Below are 22587 nucleotides of genomic sequence, written 5' to 3'. Positions count from 1 at the left end.
GAAGAGGAGTGGGGTTAGCTCTTTTAATTAAGGATAAAGCCTCCTGCATATCTATTTGAAGCGGAGGTAATTTTGATGACAAAGATAATGGAACCAAATACTAGTTGAACAAAAATAAAGTGGGATGGAGGAATAAGGAATGGAAGAAAAGTTAGCGAAAAAGCTTCGTCATGAGCAATTACGGGGCAAGGTTGTAACAGCAGAAGAAGCAGCATCTTGGATTAAGGATGGCATGGTATTAGGGATGAGCGGTTTCACTCGTGCTGGGGATGTAAAAGTTGTACCTCTTGCGCTTGTAGAGAAAGCTAAAAAAGAGAGCTTCCAGGTAGATATATATACAGGAGCATCTCTAGGCCCTGAGGTAGACCAATACCTAGCAGAGGCTGGCGTTATTCGCAAACGAGGACCTTTCCAGGCAGATGCTGGTATTCGTAATAAAATTAATAGTGGTGATATCACATTTGTGGATGCACATTTATCACATAATGCAGAGTTGGTTCGCCAAGGCATTATAGGACCTATTGATTTTGCAATTATTGAAGCGGCTGCTATTACAGAAGATGGCTTATTAATTCCTACAACTTCAGTTGGTAACTCTCCGATTTTTGTGCAAGAGGCAGATCAAATCATCATTGAATTAAACGTAGCACAACTTGATGCATTAGAAGGCGTACATGATATTTTCGTTCCTGCACAACAAGGGAAACGGGACCCAATCCCTTTACAAAATGTGTCTGATCGTCTCGGTACAATCGGTATTCCGTTAGATTTGGATAAAGTAAAAGGTATCGTAGTTTCTGATATTCTAGATGCGCCATCAACGATCGTTCCTGCTGATGAGGAAACAGATATTATGGCTAATCATCTGTTAAACTTCCTGCGTGAAGAGATTAAAGTTGGCCGTTTAACAACAAGCTTGCGTCCAATTCAATCTGGGGTTGGATCAGTGGCGAATGCAGTATTACTTGGTTTTAAAGATTCTGAGTTTGAGAACCTAGAAGTATTCTCAGAAGTACTTCAAGATGCAGTATTTGAATTAATCGATGCAGGAAAAGTGAGTTTTGCTTCTGCTACTTCCATTACCCTCTCTGAACAAGTAGGAAACCGCGTTTATGGGAATTTTGACAAGTATGCGGATAAATTAGTACTGCGTCCACAAGAAATTTCTAACCAACCAGAAATTATTCGTCGACTCGGCTTGATTTCAGTGAATACGGCATTAGAAGTTGATATTTACGGAAATGTTAATTCTACGCATGTTTCTGGCACTAAAATGATGAATGGTATCGGTGGATCGGGTGACTTTGCCCGTAATGCACGCTTAGGTATTTTTGTGACTAAATCCTATGCTAAGGGTGGGAATATTTCTAGCATTGTCCCAATGGTTTCGCATGTGGATCATACAGAGCATGATGTTGATGTTATCGTAACAGAGCAGGGAGTGGCTGATTTACGCGGGCTTGCTCCGAAAGAACGTGTAGGTCTAATTATTGATCATTGTGCACACCCTGATTATCGTGAGCAGCTATGGCAATATTTTAACGACGCTAATGAGGCAACTGGTGGACATCATACGCCGCATGATCTTGAAAAAGCGCTGTCATGGCATGTCAATTACGCAAAAAGTGGAACAATGAAAGACCCAGCTTTATCAAAATAGAATTCTAATAAAAAGGCCTTGAAGGACAGCTGCTCCCTCAAGGCCTTTTGTTGTATAAGTTTATCTATGACATTAGCGTTTATAGTAGGCCAACCCATTTCCAATAAGTTGCAGAGAACAGTAAAATTAGGAGGAAGCCGAGAATCGTTAATGGGATACCTGATTTCAGGAAATCCTTTGTTGTAAATGCTCCTGTACCATAGGCAAGCATATTTTGTGGTGCACTAATTGGTAATAGGAAACCAAAGCTAATAACAAATTGTTGTATGATAACAAAGCCAACCTGATCAACATTTGCTGTTAATGTGGAAGCTAACACGATAAACACTGGTATAAGTGCAGAGGCTAAGCTTGTTGCACTAGCGAAACCTAAATGAATAAGAATATTAAATAATGTTACGATAGCAATCGTAGCAAGAATTGGCATAGTATCTAGACCGAGTGAACCAAAAACTTTATCTGATAACCATGATGCACCTTTTGTATTCAGCAAAATAGTTCCGAGCATAATACCTACTGCAAAGACAATGATTGTTCCCCAAGGGATATGAGGTTCAACTTCCTTCCATGAATAAACGCCTATTTTAGGCATTAGTAGTACAGCAATAGCGATAATTGTAACCGTCGTTGTATCAAATGGATGGAGCTTGCCTTCCGTTGCCCAGAAAAATAGTAAAACTAATGATGTAACGATCAATCGAATCTCAGGTGCTTTTAACGGCCCAAGCTCAGCCAACTGTTTCTTGATGACTTCTTTACCACCATCAATATTGCTCGTCTCAGGCTTAATAAGCGTAATCATAATGAAAAATAAGGCTACTGACATAATAATCGAGAATGGAGCAGCATAAAGTAACCAAGCACCCCATGATATATTCACATTAAATTGCTCTTGGATGAAATTCAAAGCAACCATATTTTGTGCTGCCGCAGTTTTAATACCGATATTCCAAATGGAGACGGCTTGTACAGAAGTAATAACAAGTAAAGCAGCAAGTCGACTATCACGTGGTAAACCGAATGCTGCGACCATGCCAAGAAGAATAGGGACCACTGCGCCAGCACGTGCAGTAGCTGAAGGAACAAAAAATGCAAGGGCAATTGAAACTAATATAGCACCGAAAACAATGGCTTTTGTTTTTGTTCCTACAAGCGAAAGAATCCAAAGAGCAAGTCGTTTATGCAAATTGGTAATTTGCATGGCTGCCGCTAGAAAAAGAGCTGCTGCTACTAGGGCCACGGCAGAGTTACTAAAACCACTTAATGATAGTTTTAAGGCGCTAGCAGTACCTAGTTGTGTTGTTGGATCATCCTTAGATGGTGCAAGTCCTAGTAAAACTGTGACGAGTGCAATAATCATTGCAGAGCTAACAGGATATGAAACAGCCTCTGTTACCCACAGGATAACCGCGAAAGCTAAAATGGCTAAAGCGCGCTGTCCAGCTACAGGTAGATCACCGTTATTAGGTAAAAAAATAATGATAATTAATAAAGCAAAAGCCAACCCAATCCATAAAGGCTTTAAATTACGCTTCGTTGTTGTTTGTTTAGATGAAGACATATTTTCTCATCCCTTCTACGTCTACGTAAAATGACGGTTATTATCCATAACATCGGTCAGTATAATGTTTTTTTAAGATAAGAATTCGTCCGTTTATTGTATAGAATGAAAAGAAGCGGAATATGTCTGTTTTACAGCTTTAATAGTAATTAAAGAGATAATTTGTGGTCATAAAATATACAAATATCTCCTAAAAATATTATTTCTTTTTCTTGAAGGCAGAAGTAACTTTAGGCTCGGTTCCATTGATTAAACGTTGAATATTTTCAATGTGCAAAATAATAGCAATAGCAAAAAGTAGAATGGCAATAATGGTCGGGCCAAGCCCAGGAATCCATAAGTAAGTAGCGGTACAAAAAACGAGGTAAAATTCTAATACCCCAACAATTAAATAGTTCGTTGCAAAAGATAAAATAACAAATAGAATAAGTGCAAATAAACCAATCTTCCAATCAACCGCAAGTAAAATTCCAATGATAGAGGCAGTCCCTTTTCCACCATTGAAGCCCATATAAAAAGGGAAATTATGCCCCAAAATAACCCCTGCAGCTATCAAGTAGGTGAGGAGCCATGTTTGTTCTGCTGTTAAATGTGTTACATCTGTTAAATAAAAATGTGCACCGACAATGGCTACGACGCCTTTGCCAATATCGATAAGAGCTACTAAAACGCCATATTTCCAGCCGAGTGAAAGCGTAGCATTAGAGGCACCAGCATTGCCATGGCCAGCTTTTTTTAAATCAACCCCGGATAAAAATTGTGCCACCTTAGAGCCGTGAATACAGCCAATCAAATAGCCAACAACTAGAAAACAGATCACGGCTTTTACCATAAAAATACTCCTTTCAAATTTTTTTCTAAAATAGTGTATGCGTTCTTACTACGTAAAAGAGCAGACAGAAGTTTCGGAAAAAATAAAATTTAGATGTTGACAGAAAAAAACTCTATGCTTATACTTTGTAACAACGATGGAAATTGAATCTCATACTCTTATCAAGAGCGGCGGAGGGATAGGCCCTATGATGCCCGGCAACCAGTAGGTGATGAACTTACTAAGGTGCTAATTCCTACAGATTCTTACTTGGATCTGGCAGATAAGGGGAGGAAAACTTGCAACCGCAACCCTCTTCTTAGCTGAAGAGGGTTTTTGTTTTCTACAGAAAAATCCTCCTCATCTCCGGTACCATCGTAAAAAAAATAACCAAATGGAGGTACACAATGACAAATTTTAAACCAGAAACACTGCTGTTACATGGCGGTCAAGAGCCAGACCCTGTGACGGGTTCTAGAACTGTTCCTGTTTACCGTTCAACTGCTTTCGTTTTTAAAGACACTGCTCATGCGCAACGTCTTTTTGCCTTAGAGGAAGCGGGGAACATTTACACGCGAATTACGAATCCGACAGTGGATGTTTTTGAAAAGCGTGTGGCTTTATTAGAAGGTGGAACGGCAGCAGTAGCACTTTCATCTGGTGCAGCAGCTATTGCATTTTCTATTTTAAATCTAGCTGGGGCAGGAGATGAAATTGTAGCAGCTAGTTCTTTATATGGTGGTACGTATAATTTATTCGCGAATACATTACCAAACTATGGCATTAAAACGATTTTTGTAGATGAAACAAACCCAGAGAATTTTAAGACTGCCATTACTGATAAAACAAAAGCTGTCTTCGCAGAAGTTTACGGTAATCCAAGCTTAAAGGTTTTAGATATTGAAGCTGTAGCTAAGATTGCACATGACAACAGCTTACCATTAATTATCGACAGTACATTTGCTTCTCCTTATGGGTCTACACCAATTGACTACGGTGCAGATGTGGTAGTTCACTCAGCAACGAAATGGATAGGTGGCCATGGGACAACTCTAGGTGGTGTTGTTGTAGACGCTGGTAAGTTTGATTGGACTAGTGGGCGATTCCCAGGCTTTACAGAGCCGGATGCTTCTTACCATGGTTTACGCTATGGAATCGATACAGCTTCTGCAGCCTTTGCTACAAAGCTGCGTGTACAGTTGTTACGTGATTTTGGACCTACATTAAGTGCAGATGCAGCTTTCAATCTTTTACAAGGTTTAGAGACGCTTCATTTGCGTATCCCTAAACACAATGAAAATGCTTTAGCTGTGGCAGAATATTTACGTAACCACCCATCTGTGGAGTATGTAAATTATAATGGCCTAGAAGATTTTCCAACACATGAGTTGGCGAAAAAGTATTTAAAAAATGGCTTCGGTTCAGTGCTTACATTTGGCATTAAAGGTGGACGTGAAGCAGGACGAAAGCTTATTGATCATGTAAAGCTGTTTTCACATGTAGCAAATGTAGGGGATGCCAAGTCGCTAATTATCCATCCAGCATCTACTACACACCAACAATTATCAGCAGATGAACTAATTCAAGCTGGCGTAACCGAATCGCTCATTCGCTTATCAATCGGTTTAGAGGCAGTGGAGGACATCATTGCAGATTTAGAGCAGGCTATTACTCAGGCAACAGCAACAACTGAGCAAACAGTAGAAGCTTAATATAGAATGACAGGCGAATGTTGTAGCGTTTACGTATTTTCTCATTCGAATAGCCTCATTTGGTATACGTCAAACGTTGCTACATTAACCAATTACCTCATCCGGTAATTATCAGAACCTTTTTAAAAACAATACCGAGTAATTTTATATGTATTATTGACTTTGTTAAAACCTTGTTATATACTTGGAATTAAGTTAAATGTACGGAAAAACCTCGTTGAAAAGGTAAATGTTTTCATAAGTGATCCCCCCACTTTTGAATAGATAGGAGAGTAGTTACATAGCCAGTGGCTACTCTTCAAAAAAACTGATGATAAAGGAGTGTTTAAAATGGGTAATCTCTATAGTGCGCAAAACATTGCATCTTATCTAATTTATGAACTAAATGAAGGTCATGTATTTGTTAACAATCAATCCATTCAACACATCCTTACATTAGTGGAATGTAAATGGCAGCAAATTTTCGGTCATTCAGCGTATCAAGAACAGGTTTGCACAGATGATATTGGCTATACGATTAAGGAAGTTTATGAGGCATATGAGAAGTATGGTGTGAGCCACATCCAGCTTCCAGCAACAGAATTTTATTTGAAGTATGGTACATTTCAATTAGTGGAACGTACGTATGCAATACCAAATTTTACAGAAGAAGAAATTAGTATTGTTCAACAAGCTTTAACACAATATCGTTTTCAATTGCTTTCAAAAGCGAGCTAAATAATCCCTCATATATTTAGGCTCATTCTCTGCTGCTACAGGGAATGAGCCTTTTTTATAGTAGTTTAATTATTTAGCTGGTTTATGGGTGTCTGAACATACATATATATAATAGAAGAAAGACATCATAATTTGAGAGTAAAGAGTCAATATTTGTTCAAATCTTATGGATAAACTAAAAAAACGTATAGTAAAAGGAATGAAACCGATTTCTTTTGCACGTCTAGGGAAAACAAATGTCCTTCCTAGAAAGATTTTTCTTGTGTAAAGTATATATATGCGTTACAATTTTCTTTAAGTTAAATTTCGAATTATTTGAATTTGTATATGTTCTAACATGTACTGAATATCAAAATTTATCCAAAATTAAGGGTTGGCTAAGGCCTGCGGTTGGTGTCAAATGATTTGGCACAACCCCACGGAGAGTTTGGCTTGATGAAACTGCGGAATGTAAGTTGGAGGGAATAATAAGAATGGCAACTATAAAGGCAGCGATTTTAGGATTTGGAACGGTAGGTCAAGGAATCTATCATATATTAAATGAAAAGCGGGAAGATCTTAAAAATAAATTAGGCATTGAATTGGAAGTAGCTAAAATTTTAGTAACAGATGCTAGCCGAGAACGTGTACCAGGCACAGCACATTTGATGACTACAAGCATGGATGATGTATTGGCAGAACCAGGCATGCAAGTAATATTTGAAGCCATTGTGAATGAAGAGCCTGCATATAGCTATTTAAAGAGAGCGGTAGAGCATAAATGTCATGTTATTACTGCCAACAAAGTCATGTTTGCAAAGCGTGGATTAGAGTTACAAGAACTTGCAAAAGCAAATGGTGTCTTTGTAGGCTTTGAGGCGACAACTGCTGGAGGAGTACCTGTTATTAAAACGATGAAAAATATATTACTTGTTAATGATGTTAGTCGTATACAAGGTGTTTTAAATGGTACTTGTAATTATATTTTAACTAAAATGCGAGCAGAGGGCTGGTCATTTGATACAGCTTTAAAAGAAGCGCAAAGTTTAGGCTACGCTGAGGCAGATTCGTATAATGATGTTTCTGGTCAGGATGCCTTTAAAAAGTTAATGATTTTAAGCGCCCTAGCATTTGGAGAACAACCTGATTGGGCGGATGTAGAAGTTATCGGCATAGATAGTATTTCAGCTTCGCAGGTCCATGAGGCATGTGAAAAGGGTTTACGTTACCGTCATGTAGCTGAAGTGGAAAAACTAGCTAATGGGAAAATTGTAGCAAAAGTTGGACCACAACTGGTTGATAAAGAACATCCACTTTATCCAGTCGATGATGTGTTCAATGCAGTTGCATTAGAAACAAATTATATTGGTACTTTAACCTTGGTAGGTCCTGGTGCTGGAATGTACCCAACAGCAAGTGTGATGGTAGAAGATTATGCTGAAATTATCGGGAAAAGGGCAGGGTTTGTTGTAACGATTTAATCATTATTATTTTATAAAGTTAACCCGCCATTCAACAATGATCTATTGATTGAATGGTGGGCTTTTTAATCCTCGTCTTTTACGTCAATATCCTCTGGTATCGGGGTAGATCTCCATATTTCAATCTCCTCTTTAATACGTTCCAATTGATTAAAATACGTACTAAATTGTCCACTATTTATGAGTATCATATTTCCATCGAAAACGGAACGGATGCGTCCCTCATAAACTAGGCGTATTATTTGTTCTTCAGGCATACCTAGCTCAATTGCTGTCTCTTCAATTGTTTTGTACATACAACTCGCTCCTTTAACTGTATTCATTATAACGTCCATTTAACCGAATGCATACTGGAGTGGATGAAAGAAAAAGCAAAAATGATAATTGTTTGATTTTGGATAAATATGTATGATTAGTATTAGAAGGAAGAAGGCGGAGGGGGTCTACATGTTAAATCCGTTATTTGTATTGTTAGCAGCTATTTTATGGGGCATGACAGGAACTGCCCAAACGTTTTTAGATAATAATGTATCTCCGATTGCAGTCGCCACTATTCGTTCTGCCATTGGTGGTGGACTTCTCTTAGCAATTACAATTTTTTTGCGAAAAATTAATTTTCTACATTGGTCATGGAAATGGACGATTTTAGCTGCGGCTAGTATTGCTCTTTTTCAAGGTCTTTTCTTTTCATCAATACGTCTAACAGGTGTAGCGATTGGAACGGTTGCGACCATTGGAAGTGCACCGGTATTTTCGGGCATTATTGAATGGATTATATGGAGAAACCGACCATCAATTATTTGGGGGCTAGCTACATTGATAGCGATCATGGGTTGTGTTTTATTGTTTATCAATAATGGGGAGGAAGCTGTACAAATGGGTGGCTTTGGTTTAGCGCTCTGTGCAGGGTTATCTTTTGCCTTTTATACAAATATTAGTAAGAAATTAATGGCGCAGGAAGATGCTTTACCAGCAGTTGCTATGACGTTTTCGCTCTGTACTTTATTTTTACTACCGTTTTCACTGTCTAATGGTTTTGCGTGGTTAGAAAATATGCAAAATTTATGGACGATACTATTTATGGGAATTATGTGTACAAGCGTAGCTTATTTACTGTTCTTAAACGGTTTGCAAAAAATAAATTCATCAACAGCTGTAACGCTATCCTTAGCTGAGCCATTGACAGCCGCAATACTTGGCGTTTTTCTAGTTGGAGAACAATTAAGTGGTGTGTCCTGGCTAGGTGTAGCAATGCTATTAGGCAGCATTGTTGTGTTGACGATAGGTGGGAGGCAAGGAAGGCTTCATAATAAGCTAAAACCTTAAGAAATTCTTCATTTTTTTACTAGCTGGATTTTAAGATTTGAAAGGTACACTTATATTTGAGAGCGAGGTGTCTATCATGACGAAACTAACAGTTCTTGTTACAGACGACGATCAAGATATTCGTGATGGTATTGAAATTTATTTAAAAAATGAAGGCTATAATGTTATAAAAGCAGCAGATGGCTTAGATGCAATAGACAAGCTAGAAAATAATGAAGTACATTTAATTATTTTAGATATAATGATGCCAAATATGGATGGAATTACTGCGACATTTAAAATTAGAGCAGAGCGCAATATTCCTATTATTATGCTTAGTGCAAAGGCAGAAGATGGCGATAAAATTCATGGATTATCGGTGGGCGCGGATGATTATGTAACAAAGCCATTCCATCCATTAGAGCTATTAGCACGAGTGAAATCGCAGCTTAGACGCTATGTACAACTAGGAACGTATAGTGAAGGTGCAACAAAAGTAGAAATTGACGGGCTTATTCTTGATGAAGATGCTAAAGAAATCATTTTAGAAGGAGAACCAGTTCGACTAACTCCAATAGAATATAAAATTACGGAATTATTAATGAAAAATGCAGGGCGTGTTTTTTCGATTCGTGAAATTTATGAACGAGTTTGGAATGAGGAAGCCTACAATGCTGAAAATATTGTAGCTGTGCACATTCGAAAAATTCGTGAAAAAATTGAAGCGGACCCAAAAAACCCACGTTATCTAAAGGTGGTATGGGGCGTTGGCTATAAAATGGAAAAATAAAATAGAGAAGTATATGACTATTGCAGGATTCATTGCAGGTGTTGTTGGACTTATTTATTTTGGCGTTTATGCTTATCAAATCGTTGATTCTCGCTCCTCAGAGGTTTTACAGTTACTAGAAAGAATTTTTTAGAGGAGTGTTAGTAGTATGATAAAAAAATGGAAATCCCTACTGGTGTTAATGAGTCTCATTTGGACTATTTTCGGCATCTTTACTTTTTGGCATGTGGGCTATCAGTATATTGGTAAGTCCTATTTCGAATCAGAAAATTTCCAACATGAAATCGATAATTTTACTTCAGAACTTGGGCCGTTAGTAATAAATTTACCGAAGGCTGAAGACTTAAAAGGGAAAATAGAGATTACGCAGTCTCAAATAGAAGAGCATCGTAATTATTATGGTACATTAGGACAGCAAATCGATAATATTAAACAACAATATGAACAGCGAATTCAGGAAGCAATGGATGCCAATGCGGGAGAATTACAATTAAAGTTAGAGACTGAACGAGATAATAAAATTAAAGACATTACGGCAAATTTTGAAAACGATGAACATGTACGAAAGAAGATTCTTGCTGGAGAAGAAGCACTCATCGATAAATATATAAAAGCAGCACAGAGTGAAGCTAAGAACTTTAAAAAGTCTTATGATTACTGGTCTTATGAGTTGACGAATACGGAAACAGGAGAAACATACCGTGCAGGTGATGTTTCAGAAAGTAGTGCCTATAAAATAAAGTATTCTGAGCGAAATCCATTGTATGTGGGGAATATTAGTAATAATGTAAGGGATATTTTTTACCGGACAGAAACTTATGTGGATGTCGATAATCTTTATGAAACAACTGAATATACAGGTGTCTTAACCATCTCTAAAAAAGCAGTTCAATCATTAGGTGTTATGCAGGATTATAATCGTTTTCACCGTAATCAATATACCTACTTCTTTATATGGCTCACTAGCATAATAACAGCAATTTTTGCTTGGAGAGGTCGTAAGGATGTACTGCAAACGGTTAGAGGAATGAAGGAAAAAGACGTTTTAAATAAGGTGAAATTTGATTTTCAAGTTGTTTTAGTGTTGATCACAGGGTTTATGTATCTTATTTCATCTCAAATTGTTTTTGAATCGATTGAATACACTTACGATTACAATTTCCAATATAATTATGTACGCTCTATACTAGATTTCGCCTTTAAATTAGGTGTGTTAATTATTATAGGAATTGCTTTCTTTATTCAATTAATTTGGCTTTATACAAGAATAGATACGTTGAAAAAGTTAGAGCAAAATGTGAAATCCAGTTATTTATGGTCACTCGGGGATTCGATTACGGATTTATTTATTAATCGCTCTATAGCGATGCACGCATTGTTCATGTTAGGGGCAGCCTTCTTTGGAGGAGGTAGCCTTGTCGCTTCTATGCTAAGAGGAGGAGCTTTCCCAGTACTTGTTCTAGGTGTATGTATGTTCGTAGGGTTTCCAACCTTGATTGTTTTCTTATCAAGAATGGGTTACTTAAACCGTATTATGAAGGATACGAAAGATATGGCCAATGGGCGACTGAATCGTGACGTGAAAGTGAAAGGGAAGTCCCCGCTCGCTAGTCATGCTGAAAATCTTAATCATTTACGAGAAGGCGTTCGAACATCTATGCATGAGCAGGCTAAAAGTGAACGATTAAAAACAGAGCTTATTACCAATGTGAGTCATGATTTACGAACTCCGTTAACTTCGATTATTACGTATACGGATCTTTTGAAAAAATCTAATCTTACAGAGGAAGAACGTCAACAATACATTCATATTCTCGATAAAAAATCAGAACGATTAAAAGTATTGATTGAAGATCTCTTTGAAGTATCGAAAATGGCTAGTGGTAATATCGAGCTTCAACGAAGTCGCGTAGATTTGACACAACTTATTCAGCAGGCAGTAGGGGAGCATAAGGAAGATTTATTACAGTCGCGTTTAGATTTACGAATGACGATGCCTCATGAGCCTATTTATGCCTATGTGGATGGTCAAAAATGGTGGAGACTCATTGATAATTTAATTGTTAATGTATTGAAATATGCGTTAGAGGGTACTCGCGTCTATGTGACGTTAAAACGAACAGCAGATGGTGATGCTGAATTAACGGTAAAAAATGTAGCAAAGTATGAAATTAATGAAGATGCTGAGGAACTATTTGAACGTTTCAAACGTGCAGATGCTTCACGTCATACGGAAGGATCTGGACTTGGATTAGCCATTGCGCAATCTATAGTAGATTTGCATGGAGCTCGCATGACAATTGATGTGGATGGCGATTTATTTAAAGTGACAGTTCGAATTTCAGCAGTATAAGGAAAAGGTGGTGGCAGCTGATTGCCACCATCTTTTTTCATTATAAGCCTAGGTTCTTGGCGATAATTACTTTCATGACTTCATTCGTGCCTGCATAGATGGACATAACAGGAATGTCTCTGTACCTTCGTGCAATCTTATATTCCTCCATATAGCCATAGCCACCATGAAGCTGCATGCATTGCGTGGCTATCTCACGGGCATTTTCAGTTATCCAGTATTTTGCCATGGATACTTTCGTTACCACATCTTTTCCTGCGAGATGCTCTTCAATCAATGATTCCAAAAATGATTTACCGAGCTCCATTTTAGTAGCCATTTCAGCTATTTTAAATTGTGTGTTTTGAAAGTCTCCAATGGACTTGCCAAATGCTTGGCGTGATTTTACATAGTCTAGTGTTAAGGCAAGCATATCCTCGGTTGCTGTTTGTGCAGCTATTGCTACAGCTAAGCGCTCTTGTTGAAGTTTTTCCATCATATAAACAAAGCCCTTACCTTCTTCACCAAGTAGGTTTTGTGCTGGCACTCGGCAATCTTCAAAAAATAGCTCAGCTGTATCTTGAGCATGCATACCGACCTTTTCCAGCTTCCGCCCTTTTGTAAAGCCTGGTGTACCTTCTTCAATGACAAGTAGACTAATACCTTGGTGTTTTTTTTCAGAGGAAGGGTTTGTTTTCACGGCGACAACCGCTAAGTTGGTATGAATTCCGTTTGTAATAAAGGTCTTTTGGCCATTTACAATATAATGGTCTCCATCACGAATAGCTGTTGTTTGAATATTTGCTAAGTCTGAACCTGTACCAGGCTCAGTCATGGCGATCGCTGTAATATAGTCGCCTGAAATACATTTTGGCAGCCACCGTGATTTTTGTTCATGTGTACTGAAGGATTCAATATAAGGTACGACAATATCATTATGCAGACCGATCCCAATCAGACTTGAACCTATACGCTCAAGCTCTTCTTGAATAATAACACCGAAACTAAAATCAAGACCTAGTCCGCCATATTGCTCTTCCACTTGAGGGCAAAGATAGCCCATATCACCAAGTCTTCGCCAAAATGTAAGCGGGATAAGATGATCGTTTTCCCATTGCGCATAATATGGCTCGGCTTCTTCTGCTAAAAACTTACGAAAGGTTTTACGAAATAACTCATGCTCTGTTGTTTCAAATTTATAACGTGTCATTTGAATTAGCACCCCTTTTTGCTCGTAAATACGTAAATCTTCTCTATCATCTATTATGTTACTGGAATATTTGTGAAAATAATAGTAGCTTTTTATTCATAAATGACGAAATTGTCATTTATGTCCAGTGAAATGTCATGTAAAACAAAAGAATGATACAAAAAAATGAGCTATGCTTACAATGTAGTGGTTAAAGCATCTAGTCCCTATTTTCTTTAGAAGATTATTCAAGTACTTCATCCCATATGACTGTTACATATAAATGATATAATCAACTAAATATATATAGGAAAGTAGAGGACGAAGATATGCCAAAAGTAATCGGTGGTATACTTTTAATTAGTATTTATAGTGCGTTGACTTTCTATTTGGGGTGGGGAGTAAAGCAGTGGCTAGGGGCTATGAGCTGGTTCCGTTACCCCATCTTATTTTGGTTAGTACTGTACCTTGTCGCTTTCAGTATTATTATTGGAAGATTGCATGAGTCCTTACGATTCTTTTCAGTTATTGGTAATTACTGGATGTTTATTTTTGAATACGGTTTATTGCTATGTTTAGCAGCACAATTGATTATTTGGCTAACACCCTTTAACAATGTACAAATAATTGGTAGTATAGCAATTGCTGTATTATTTATGCTAAGTATTATCGGCTCTTATTTAGCCTATTCTCCAGTCGTTCGCCATTTAGAAATAACTGTTGATAAGAAGGATAGTGAACTGAAGTCATTGAGAGCTGTTGTGGCATCTGATTTTCATTTAGGTGTTTTATCGCATAAAAGGCATTTACAACGTTTTGTTGACTTATCGAATGAAGCACAGCCGGATATTGTGTTGCTAGCTGGAGATATTGTCGATGATGATCCAAAATGGTTTGTTCAAGTGGAAATGGCAGATGTCATGAAACAATTAACATCTACATATGGAACTTATGGTATATTGGGGAATCATGAATATTATGGTAAAAAGATTCCTGAATTTATAAAAGAAATGAAAAATGCCAATGTAAATATACTACTTGATGAAACAATTCGTATAGATGATGCGTTTATATTAACAGGGCAAGAGGACAGGACGAATAAAGATAGAAAGTCACTAGCAGAGTTAAAGTCTTCCGAAAGCTTACCATGGCTCGTAATGAATCATACGCCTGACGATTTGCTAACCCCTTCGAAACTGGGGGTGGACTTGCACATGTCAGGTCATACGCATAAAGGTCAATTGTGGCCAAATCAGTATATTACCGCTCGAGTGTTTGAACTGGATTATGGTTATAAGTTGAAAGACCAAATGCATACACTTGTTTCATCAGGCTATGGCTTCTGGGGTCCGCCAATGAGAATCGGTAGTAGGTCAGAGCTTTGGATAGTGGATATGAAATTTCGTTAATGGATACAGCTGTGGGTGACTTATAGGTGAAATAGCAGTAGTATATGAAAATGGAGTAATTTATAATAAGTGAGTATTTGATTAATAAAGGTAAGGTGACAAGGTGGAAATTATAGAGTTATTAAAAGCACTGATTTTAGGCTTTGTTGAAGGTATGACAGAGTTTGCCCCGGTATCTTCAACTGGCCATATGATTATTGTTGACGATATGTGGTTAAAAACAGAGGAGTTTTTAGGTAAATATCCTGCCAATACATTTAAAATTGTCGTTCAATTGGGCTCCATTTTAGCTGTTATCGTGGTGATGTGGAAGCGTATGTTAAGCCTAGTCGGCTTATACAAAATTGATGGTCAGTCTCAGTCCATTAATAGTCGTTTTAACTTATTGCATGTTATTGTCGGTATGCTACCAGCAGTTGTCTTAGGGTTTGCATTTAAGGATTTTATTGACGATCATCTATTTAAAGTAGAGCATGTTGTTTATGCACTAGTAGCAGGAGCAATTCTAATGATTGCAGCCGATAAGTTGGCACCAAGAAAACCAAAAGTAGATTCTTTAGATAAGATTTCATATGGTTTAGCTTTTAAAGTTGGGCTAGTTCAATGTTTATCTTTATGGCCAGGATTTTCACGATCAGGTGCGACCATTTCTGGTGGGGTATTATTCGGTATGAGTCACCGTGTTGCAGCCGATTTTACATTCATTATGGCTGTACCTATCATGGCAGGAGCTAGTTTAGTATCTGTTTTGAAAAACTGGGATACATTATCAATGGATTATTTCGGATTCTACGCTGTCGGATTTATTAGTTCATTTATCTTTGCGTTACTATCAATCAAGTTTTTCTTAGCACTTATTTCAAAAGTGAAATTAATGCCTTTCGCAATTTATCGTTTAGTTTTAGCAGCAGTTCTTTGCGTAATTATTTTCATGTAAACAAAAAGTCACTCTTCTTTCACAAGAAGCAGTGGCTTTTTTGCCTTAAATTTATTGGTTTTTCAATCCATCTTTCAATTAAAATGAATAAAATTAGGTATATAGTATTGGATTCGAGGCAAATGTATTGTTGTATTTAATAAATACAGACAACATTTACCCATATATTGTTCATTTGGTAGGTTAGAGATTATAATTGATACATAAAGTATCTACTTATTTGTTGTTTTTTAATAGCATGTAGGATAATAGACTTAGTTCGGTATATAATTATAATATGAGGTGGATAAAATGTTTCAAATTGTAAGTAGATCTAAGAAAAATACAATTGAAATAAGTAATGAAGCTAATATAGGCATTTTTATTAAAGATCCTGATCGTTTATTGCAATTGAATCTTGTGGAATTAAGCGTATATGATCTTCAATTAATTAATAGTTTAAAGCCATATGTGGAAAGAAATGTTGTAGAAGTTGTTGAGGCATTTTATCATGCAATTGAAAGTGTGCCAGCATTACGTGAAGTTATTCAAAGGAATAGTTCCAGTGAGCGCCTGCGTCAAACATTACGCCATCATATTATTGAAATGTTTGAGGGGAGAATAGATGAAGCTTTCCTTGAAAAGCGTAGACGTGTGGCAAAAATGCATGTGAAGATTAACTTATATCCGAAGTGGTATTTAGCAGCCTTTCAAATTCTAGAAAAATCTTTACGTAAGATAATTTTTGAACTTCGTTTATCTAAGGGGGAGGAAGAAAAATTTTGCGATGCGATCAGTAAAATATGTAATTTTGAACAGCAAATTGTTTTAGAGGAATACGATAACTATGCAAATACATTGATTGAGGAACAGCGCAATAACGTTCGAGAGCATGTAAAGGATGTAATAGGTGGGATTTCTACTCACATAGAGGCTCAATCACAAAATACATCGGATACAGTAACAGAGCTCGTTAATAGTGCCCAAAAGGTGAACGATTCATTGAAGGATAGCATTCATGAGGCAGAATCGATGCAAAAGGTTTCAAGTGAAGGCTATGCCAAGATTGTTTCTATTAATGAACAAACAGGGAAAATTCATCATAAGACATTTGAAATGGCTAATATGGTGGAGCAGCTGGACGAATCCTCTTCAAAAATCAATGCTGTGGTTGAAATGGTTAAAAGTATTTCGGGTCAAACAAACTTATTGGCATTAAACTCGGCAATTGAGGCGGCGCGTGCTGGGGAGCATGGCAAAGGGTTTGCGGTTGTTGCGAATGAAGTACGTAAACTTGCGGATCAGACGAAAAGTTCCGTTGAGCAGATTGCTGATTTAATTCAGATGTCTAATGGAATTACCACACAAGTAGTTCAAGCGATACAGGATATACAAGAGCTCGTAAATAATAGTATTGAACAGAATGCCGAGTCCTTAAAGGCATTTGATGCTATATCTACCTCCGTTGAGGATTCCATTTCAAATTTCCAAAACGTAGGGAAGCAAATATCAGATTTAGCAAATATTATTGAGACGATAGGTGAATCCTCTGATGAATTAGAGAGAGTTGCCAATCGTTTGAATACGACCATCAGAGAATTTTAAATGAGATGTAACTATGCATACAGCTTATGCATAGTTTTTTTATGCTTACAAAGTGGATAAAATGATTGATTTCACGGATAAACAAAGTCTTTAAGCTGATAAAAGGGGAAATTACAGCTTATTATAGAAGGTTGCAAACTAGAAACCTCTAGAAAATGCTTCCCTTAAGTGTTACGCTATAGGCGAATTAGGGAAATGAGTAGAGAGGTGTTTGGAACATGAAAAAGAAATTATTTATTACACGTAAGTTTCCTGCACATATTGTTGAGCCATTAAAAGAGTTTTATGAAGTTTCTCGGTGGGAAGAGGAGGAGATTGTCATCCCCCGCGATAAACTACTTGCATCTGTTGCTGATTGCGAAGTGTTGTGGGTAACAATTGCAGATCAAGTGGATGAGGAATTACTTTCGCAAGCGCCAAACCTAAAGCTAGTAACAAATTTAGCAGTTGGTTTTAACAATATTGATGTGAAGGCTTTACGAAAAAGAGGTATTATGGCGACAAATACGCCTGGTGTCTTAACGAATACAACGGCTGATTTAGTATTTGGCTTACTGCTTGCAACTGCTCGTAGAATTCCAGAAAGTGAGAGATATTTACGAGAGGGGAAATGGAAAAGCTGGTACCCGATGCAGCTGGTTGGTAAAGACGTATCAGGGGCGACTATTGGAATAATAGGGATGGGCCGAATTGGTCAGGCTGTTGCTAGACGAGCAAAAGGTTTTGATATGAAAATTTTATATAATAACCGAAGACGTCGTCATGAGGCGGAAGAAATGTATGGCTTTCGCTATGTATCATTAGAGGACCTCTTACAACAATCTGATTTTGTTGTAATTATGACACCCTACAATAGTGATACTGAGGGTCTCATTGGAGCACATGAATTAGCGTTAATGAAAGAGGATGCTGTCTTAATAAATGCTTCACGCGGTGGAATTATTGATGAGGCAGCTCTATACGATGTCTTGAAAAGTGGCAAGTTATGGGCAGCAGGGCTGGATGTCTTTGAACAGGAGCCTGTTGCTATGAATCATCCATTGTTGACACTCCCGAATGTAGTGGCACTGCCGCATATCGGTAGTGCGTCCTTAGAAACAAGAACAGCTATGCTCATGTTAAATGTGAAAGCATTGGCTGCTTATGGACAGGGCAAGGCTATTTCAAATCGAATTGATTAAAAGAACGGAGCATATCACTGATGGATATGCTCCTTCTATTTTATCTATTGAATAAATCGAATAAACCACCAATACCGCCTTCACCTTTTGACTGACCGCCACCGCCTTGTGAAATTGGTGCCGCTGCAAAGACACGACTTGCTAAACGGCTGAATGGTAATGATTGTACCCAAACAGTTCCTGGTCCACGTAATGTAGCGAAGAAAATCCCTTCACCGCCAAACAATGCAGTTTTTACGCCTCCAACAAGTTCAATATCGTAATCTACATTTGAAGTCATCGCAACTAAACATCCTGTATCTACACGTAAAACTTCCCCAGGCTGTAATGTTTTTTCGTGAATGGCTCCTCCTGCATGTACAAATGCCATACCATCGCCCTCAAGCTTTTGCATAATGAAGCCTTCACCACCGAAGAAGCCTACACCGATTTTTTTCTGGAATTCTACGCCTACAGAAACACCTTTAGCTGCAGCTAAAAACGCATCTTTTTGACAAATAATTTTCCCGTTTAATTGACTTAAATCCATCGGAATAATCTTACCTGGGTACGGGGAAGCGAAATAAACATGCTTCTTACCTGAGCCAACATTTGTGAATGTCGTCATGAATAAGCTTTCACCTGTTACTAAACGTTTACCAGCACCTAATAATTTGCCCATTAGTCCACTTTGTGAGCCGCCTTTTGAACCATCGCCAAAAATAGTTTCCATATGGATGGAGTCATCCATCATCATTAAAGCGCCTGCTTCCGCCACAACTGTTTCTTGTGGATCAAGCTCAACTTGCACATATTGCATGTCGTCACCAAATAACTTGTAGTCAATCTCATGATTATTCATAAAGGGATTCCTCCAAAAGTAAATTTATTGATATTCTATACGATTATAAAACACTTTGGTTTCAATAAGAAATTAAATAATTTAGAAAAAAAGGGAATTAAATAGAAAATGGCGAATATAAAAAACTAGAATGTGTATTATTTATTTTCATATAACTAAGGGTGTTATGAATATACATAACCTTAAGCGATTCCTCCTTTTGGAATATTCTCTAATAGAGGGGAAGCAGTTAAGTGAAAATAAAGCCTCTGGCAATTGTCACTGATAATCATAGTATGACAGGGTATATCACATCTTGAAAATTCGGAATATTGAAGTATTTTATTCTATTAAGATTCATAGATTTTGTACCTGAGGAATACAACTGGTAACAAAAGCTGAGGCATCATAGAGTATTTCAGGGGGTGTATGGAGTGGAGATTAAAAACTATATTGGTGGTAAATGGAGCACACATTCACATTTACAAAGTATAGCAGTGACGAACCCTGCAAATGGTGAGCAACTTGCTACCATACCACTATCTACTTCTAATGAGGTAGATGAGGCTGTAGTAGCAGCCAAACAAGCACAAAAGAGCTGGGCACTTGTGCCTGCGCCAAAGCGTGCAGAATTTTTATATGCCATCGGTCAAAAAATGAAAGAAAAAAAGGAATATTTGGCGACCGTTTTAACAAAAGAGATGGGTAAGGTAATTGAAGAAGCAAGAGGAGAAGTGCAAGAAGGAATTGATATGGCCTATTATATGGCAGGAGAGGGTCGTAGGTTGTTTGGTGAAACAACTCCGTCTGAATTGGCCAATAAGTTTGCAATGAGTGTAAGGGCACCAATTGGAGTCGTAGCACTTATTACGCCATGGAACTTCCCCGTTGCAATCGCTACATGGAAATCATTCCCTGCTATTGTGGCAGGTAATACATTCATTTGGAAACCATCTAATGAGACACCTATGATGGCTTATGAAATGGGTAAAATTTTTGAAGAAGTAGGTTTACCTAATGGAGTAGCAAATATTGTGTTTGGTACAGGACCGACTGTAGGGACTGCGCTCATTGAACACCCTGATGTTAAGGTCATTTCCTTTACTGGGTCGACGACAACAGGCAGTAAAGTAGCGGAACTTGGCGGTAAGCATTTGAAAAAGATTTCCTTAGAGATGGGTGGAAAAAATGCTGTCATTGTTATGGATGACGCAGATCTTCAACTGGCTACAGAGGGTATACTTTGGAGTGCCTTTGGTACCGCTGGTCAAAGATGTACAGCATGTAGCCGAGTAATTGTGCATAAAGATGTTAAAGAGCAATTAGAAAATCGTCTCTTAGATGAAATGCAAAAACTCACAATTGGGGATGGTCTAGACGAAGGAGTTAAAATTGGGCCGGTGATTAATAAAGCTGCAGTGGAAAAAATTAATCACTATGTACAAATAGGCAAGCAGGAAGGTGCCACGTTACTAGCTGGAGGTAGAATTTTAAATGAGCCACCATATGACAATGGGTTTTATTACGAGCCTACATTGTTTACGAACGTGAAGCCTGACATGATTATTGCCCAAGAAGAGATTTTTGGTCCTGTCGTTTCTCTAATTGAGGTAGCAAGCTTAGAGGAAGCAATTGAAGTAAATAATGGCGTGAAATTTGGCTTATCAAGCTCAATTTTCTCACAAAATGTTAATACAATTTTCCGCGCACAGCGTGAATTAGACACTGGTATTGTTTATATAAATGCCGGCACAACAGGTGCTGAAATTCATTTACCATTTGGCGGTACAAAAGGAACTGGCAATGGACATCGAGATTCAGGTGTTGCAGCCCTAGATGTATATACGGAGTGGAAGAGCATTTACGTAGACTACAGCGGTAAATTACAAAGAGCACAAATCGATACAGAGTAACAGATCAACGAAAGGGGATGTTCTTGATGAAAGTTGTTGTATTAGGTGCAGGTTTAATGGGTAAAGAGGTAGCTCGTGATTTAATAAAAAATGATAAAGTCGATCGTGTATTTTTAGGTGATATCGATGTAAAAGTGGCACAGGACTTTGTGGATACTTTAAATACAGATAGGGTAGAAGTTGTAGAGCTTCATGCAGAGCACGATGATTCGTTAATGAAGGTCATCTCAAAAGGTGATGTTGTCATCAATGCATTATTTTACTCCTTCAACGAGCGCGTTGCGAGAGCAGCTATTGAAGCGGGTGTACACTCTGTAGATTTAGGTGGCCATATAGGTGGTGTTACCGAAAATATATTAGATCTTCATGAGGAAGCAAAAGCAAAAGGTGTCACAATTATCCCTGACTTAGGTGTTGCTCCAGGTATGATCAATATTCTGGCTGGCTATGGTGCCTCTAAATTAGATGATGTTGAGTCTATTAAACTATTTGTGGGTGGCATTCCGACTGAACCAAAGCCTCCGCTTCATTATACACGTGTATTTTCTTTAGATGGTGTTTTTGATCATTATACTGAGCCTTCAAAAACGATTCAAAAGGGCAAATTACAAGAAGTTCCTTCCCTTTCAGGTGTTGAACCTATTTATTTTGATGATTTCGGTGTGCTTGAGGCATTTTATACATCTGGAGGCATCTCCACATTGTATAAAACATTCCCAAATGTCCGCACATTAGAGTATAAAACAATTCGTTATAAGGGGCATGCAGAGAAGTTTAAGCTATTAGCAGATTTAGGCTTCCTTGATTCAGCGAATAAGGTAGAGGTTGATAATCAAGAGGTGCCTGTTCGTTCTGTAGTTCGTGAGGCGCTTAAAAAGAAACTGGAGCTGGGAACAAAACCAGATGCGGTTCTATTACGTGTCATTGTTGCTGGCGAAAAAGCGCAACAGCAAGTGACATATGAATATGAAATGGTTGTGCGTAAGGATATGACTATCAATGAAACAGCGATGGCCCGTGCTACAGCTAATACTATTTCGGTTGTAGCTCAGATGATAGGTGCGGGTGTTATTAAAGAGCACGGTGTTTTCCCGCCTGAATCCGTGGTCCCTGGCGATACGTATATTGAAGAAATGGCCAAACGTGGTGTAGTAATAAAAGAGACGTCTCATAAGTCTGCTATGATTGTGAAATGGTAGGTGCTGA

19 protein-coding genes and 1 riboswitch are annotated in these 22587 nt (G+C 37.9%); of the genes, 14 read left to right on the top strand and 5 right to left on the bottom strand.

The features are described 5' to 3' along the window. The first annotated feature begins 139 nt into the window (after positions 1 to 139). Positions 140 to 1660 (top strand): succinate CoA transferase, encoded by a 1521-nt coding sequence (locus PI85_RS05475; protein WP_036122682.1) that lies wholly within the window; start codon positions 140 to 142, stop codon positions 1658 to 1660. 79 nt (positions 1661 to 1739) lie between these two features. Here the strand turns inward: PI85_RS05475 and PI85_RS05470 are convergent, their stop codons facing one another. Continuing rightward, positions 1740 to 3221 (bottom strand): DASS family sodium-coupled anion symporter, encoded by a 1482-nt coding sequence (locus tag PI85_RS05470; protein WP_036122684.1) that lies wholly within the window; start codon positions 3219 to 3221, stop codon positions 1740 to 1742. A gap of 199 nt (positions 3222 to 3420) precedes the next feature. After that, positions 3421 to 4053 (bottom strand): glycerol-3-phosphate acyltransferase, encoded by a 633-nt coding sequence (locus tag PI85_RS05465; protein ID WP_036122687.1) that lies wholly within the window; start codon positions 4051 to 4053, stop codon positions 3421 to 3423. A gap of 155 nt (positions 4054 to 4208) precedes the next feature. Beyond that, positions 4209 to 4322: riboswitch (SAM riboswitch) on the top strand. Positions 4323 to 4439: 117 nt separating this feature from the next. Between PI85_RS05465 and PI85_RS05460 the strand changes: the two genes are divergently transcribed. From PI85_RS05460 to PI85_RS05450, 3 genes are all read left to right on the top strand, one after another. Beyond that, a complete protein-coding gene (locus PI85_RS05460; protein ID WP_036122690.1) occupies positions 4440 to 5744 on the top strand; it encodes an O-acetylhomoserine aminocarboxypropyltransferase/cysteine synthase family protein in 1305 nt (434 codons plus the stop codon). Positions 5745 to 6074: 330 nt separating this feature from the next. Continuing rightward, positions 6075 to 6461, top strand: coding sequence for a hypothetical protein (locus PI85_RS05455; protein WP_036122693.1), 387 nt, complete (start codon positions 6075 to 6077; stop codon positions 6459 to 6461). A 473-nt stretch (positions 6462 to 6934) separates the two neighbouring features. Next, positions 6935 to 7921: a homoserine dehydrogenase gene (locus PI85_RS05450; protein ID WP_036122696.1), complete on the top strand. Its 987-nt coding sequence runs from the start codon at positions 6935 to 6937 to the stop codon at positions 7919 to 7921. A 65-nt stretch (positions 7922 to 7986) separates the two neighbouring features. Here PI85_RS05450 and PI85_RS05445 read toward each other — a convergent pair whose 3' ends face one another. Continuing rightward, positions 7987 to 8217 (bottom strand): excisionase, encoded by a 231-nt coding sequence (locus tag PI85_RS05445; RefSeq protein WP_036122699.1) that lies wholly within the window; start codon positions 8215 to 8217, stop codon positions 7987 to 7989. Between the two features lie 151 nt (positions 8218 to 8368). Between PI85_RS05445 and PI85_RS05440 the strand changes: the two genes are divergently transcribed. From PI85_RS05440 to PI85_RS05430, 4 genes are all read left to right on the top strand, one after another. After that, positions 8369 to 9247 (top strand): DMT family transporter, encoded by an 879-nt coding sequence (locus PI85_RS05440; protein ID WP_036122702.1) that lies wholly within the window; start codon positions 8369 to 8371, stop codon positions 9245 to 9247. A 76-nt stretch (positions 9248 to 9323) separates the two neighbouring features. Next, positions 9324 to 10016: a response regulator transcription factor gene (locus PI85_RS05435; RefSeq protein WP_036122705.1), complete on the top strand. Its 693-nt coding sequence runs from the start codon at positions 9324 to 9326 to the stop codon at positions 10014 to 10016. Next, positions 9994 to 10149, top strand: a complete 156-nt coding sequence (locus tag PI85_RS24510; protein WP_008176206.1) for a hypothetical protein — start codon at positions 9994 to 9996, stop codon at positions 10147 to 10149. The genes PI85_RS05435 and PI85_RS24510 overlap by 23 nt, the downstream gene beginning before the upstream one ends. Positions 10150 to 10164: 15 nt before the next feature. Further along, entirely contained in the window at positions 10165 to 12369 is a 2205-nt protein-coding gene (locus PI85_RS05430) for an MFS domain-containing histidine kinase (RefSeq protein ID WP_036122707.1), read from the top strand. A 40-nt stretch (positions 12370 to 12409) separates the two neighbouring features. Here the strand turns inward: PI85_RS05430 and PI85_RS05425 are convergent, their stop codons facing one another. Beyond that, positions 12410 to 13558: an acyl-CoA dehydrogenase family protein gene (locus PI85_RS05425; protein ID WP_036122710.1), complete on the bottom strand. Its 1149-nt coding sequence runs from the start codon at positions 13556 to 13558 to the stop codon at positions 12410 to 12412. 308 nt (positions 13559 to 13866) lie between these two features. Between PI85_RS05425 and PI85_RS05420 the strand changes: the two genes are divergently transcribed. The 4 genes from PI85_RS05420 (at position 13867) to PI85_RS05405 (ending at position 18648) form a co-directional block, all read left to right on the top strand. Continuing rightward, complete coding sequence (locus tag PI85_RS05420) at positions 13867 to 14946, top strand: metallophosphoesterase (RefSeq protein WP_036122714.1); 1080 nt, start codon at positions 13867 to 13869, stop codon at positions 14944 to 14946. Positions 14947 to 15049: 103 nt separating this feature from the next. After that, a complete protein-coding gene (locus tag PI85_RS05415; protein ID WP_036122717.1) occupies positions 15050 to 15883 on the top strand; it encodes an undecaprenyl-diphosphate phosphatase in 834 nt (277 codons plus the stop codon). 291 nt (positions 15884 to 16174) lie between these two features. Then, a complete protein-coding gene (locus PI85_RS05410; protein WP_036122720.1) occupies positions 16175 to 17467 on the top strand; it encodes a globin-coupled sensor protein in 1293 nt (430 codons plus the stop codon). Between the two features lie 218 nt (positions 17468 to 17685). Further along, positions 17686 to 18648, top strand: a complete 963-nt coding sequence (locus tag PI85_RS05405) for a D-glycerate dehydrogenase (protein ID WP_036122722.1) — start codon at positions 17686 to 17688, stop codon at positions 18646 to 18648. Positions 18649 to 18688: 40 nt separating this feature from the next. On the opposite strand, the gene PI85_RS05400 is transcribed toward PI85_RS05405, so the two are convergent. Beyond that, positions 18689 to 19489, bottom strand: coding sequence for a TIGR00266 family protein (locus tag PI85_RS05400; RefSeq protein WP_012292620.1), 801 nt, complete (start codon positions 19487 to 19489; stop codon positions 18689 to 18691). Positions 19490 to 19902: 413 nt separating this feature from the next. Between PI85_RS05400 and PI85_RS05395 the strand changes: the two genes are divergently transcribed. Both PI85_RS05395 and PI85_RS05390 read left to right on the top strand, forming a co-directional pair. Beyond that, positions 19903 to 21381, top strand: coding sequence for an aldehyde dehydrogenase family protein (locus PI85_RS05395; RefSeq protein WP_036122724.1), 1479 nt, complete (start codon positions 19903 to 19905; stop codon positions 21379 to 21381). A gap of 26 nt (positions 21382 to 21407) precedes the next feature. Further along, the gene (locus PI85_RS05390; RefSeq protein ID WP_036122727.1) at positions 21408 to 22580 is read left to right on the top strand and encodes a saccharopine dehydrogenase family protein; all 1173 of its coding nucleotides are present in this window, start codon (positions 21408 to 21410) and stop codon (positions 22578 to 22580) included. Positions 22581 to 22587 lie beyond the last annotated feature (7 nt).

This window comes from Lysinibacillus sp. A1 (genome assembly GCF_000801965.1).
GTDB lineage: Bacteria > Bacillota > Bacilli > Bacillales_A > Planococcaceae > Lysinibacillus > Lysinibacillus fusiformis.
The sequence above is the reverse complement of the archived record's forward strand: the minus strand, read 5'-3'. Positions and strand labels throughout refer to the sequence as shown.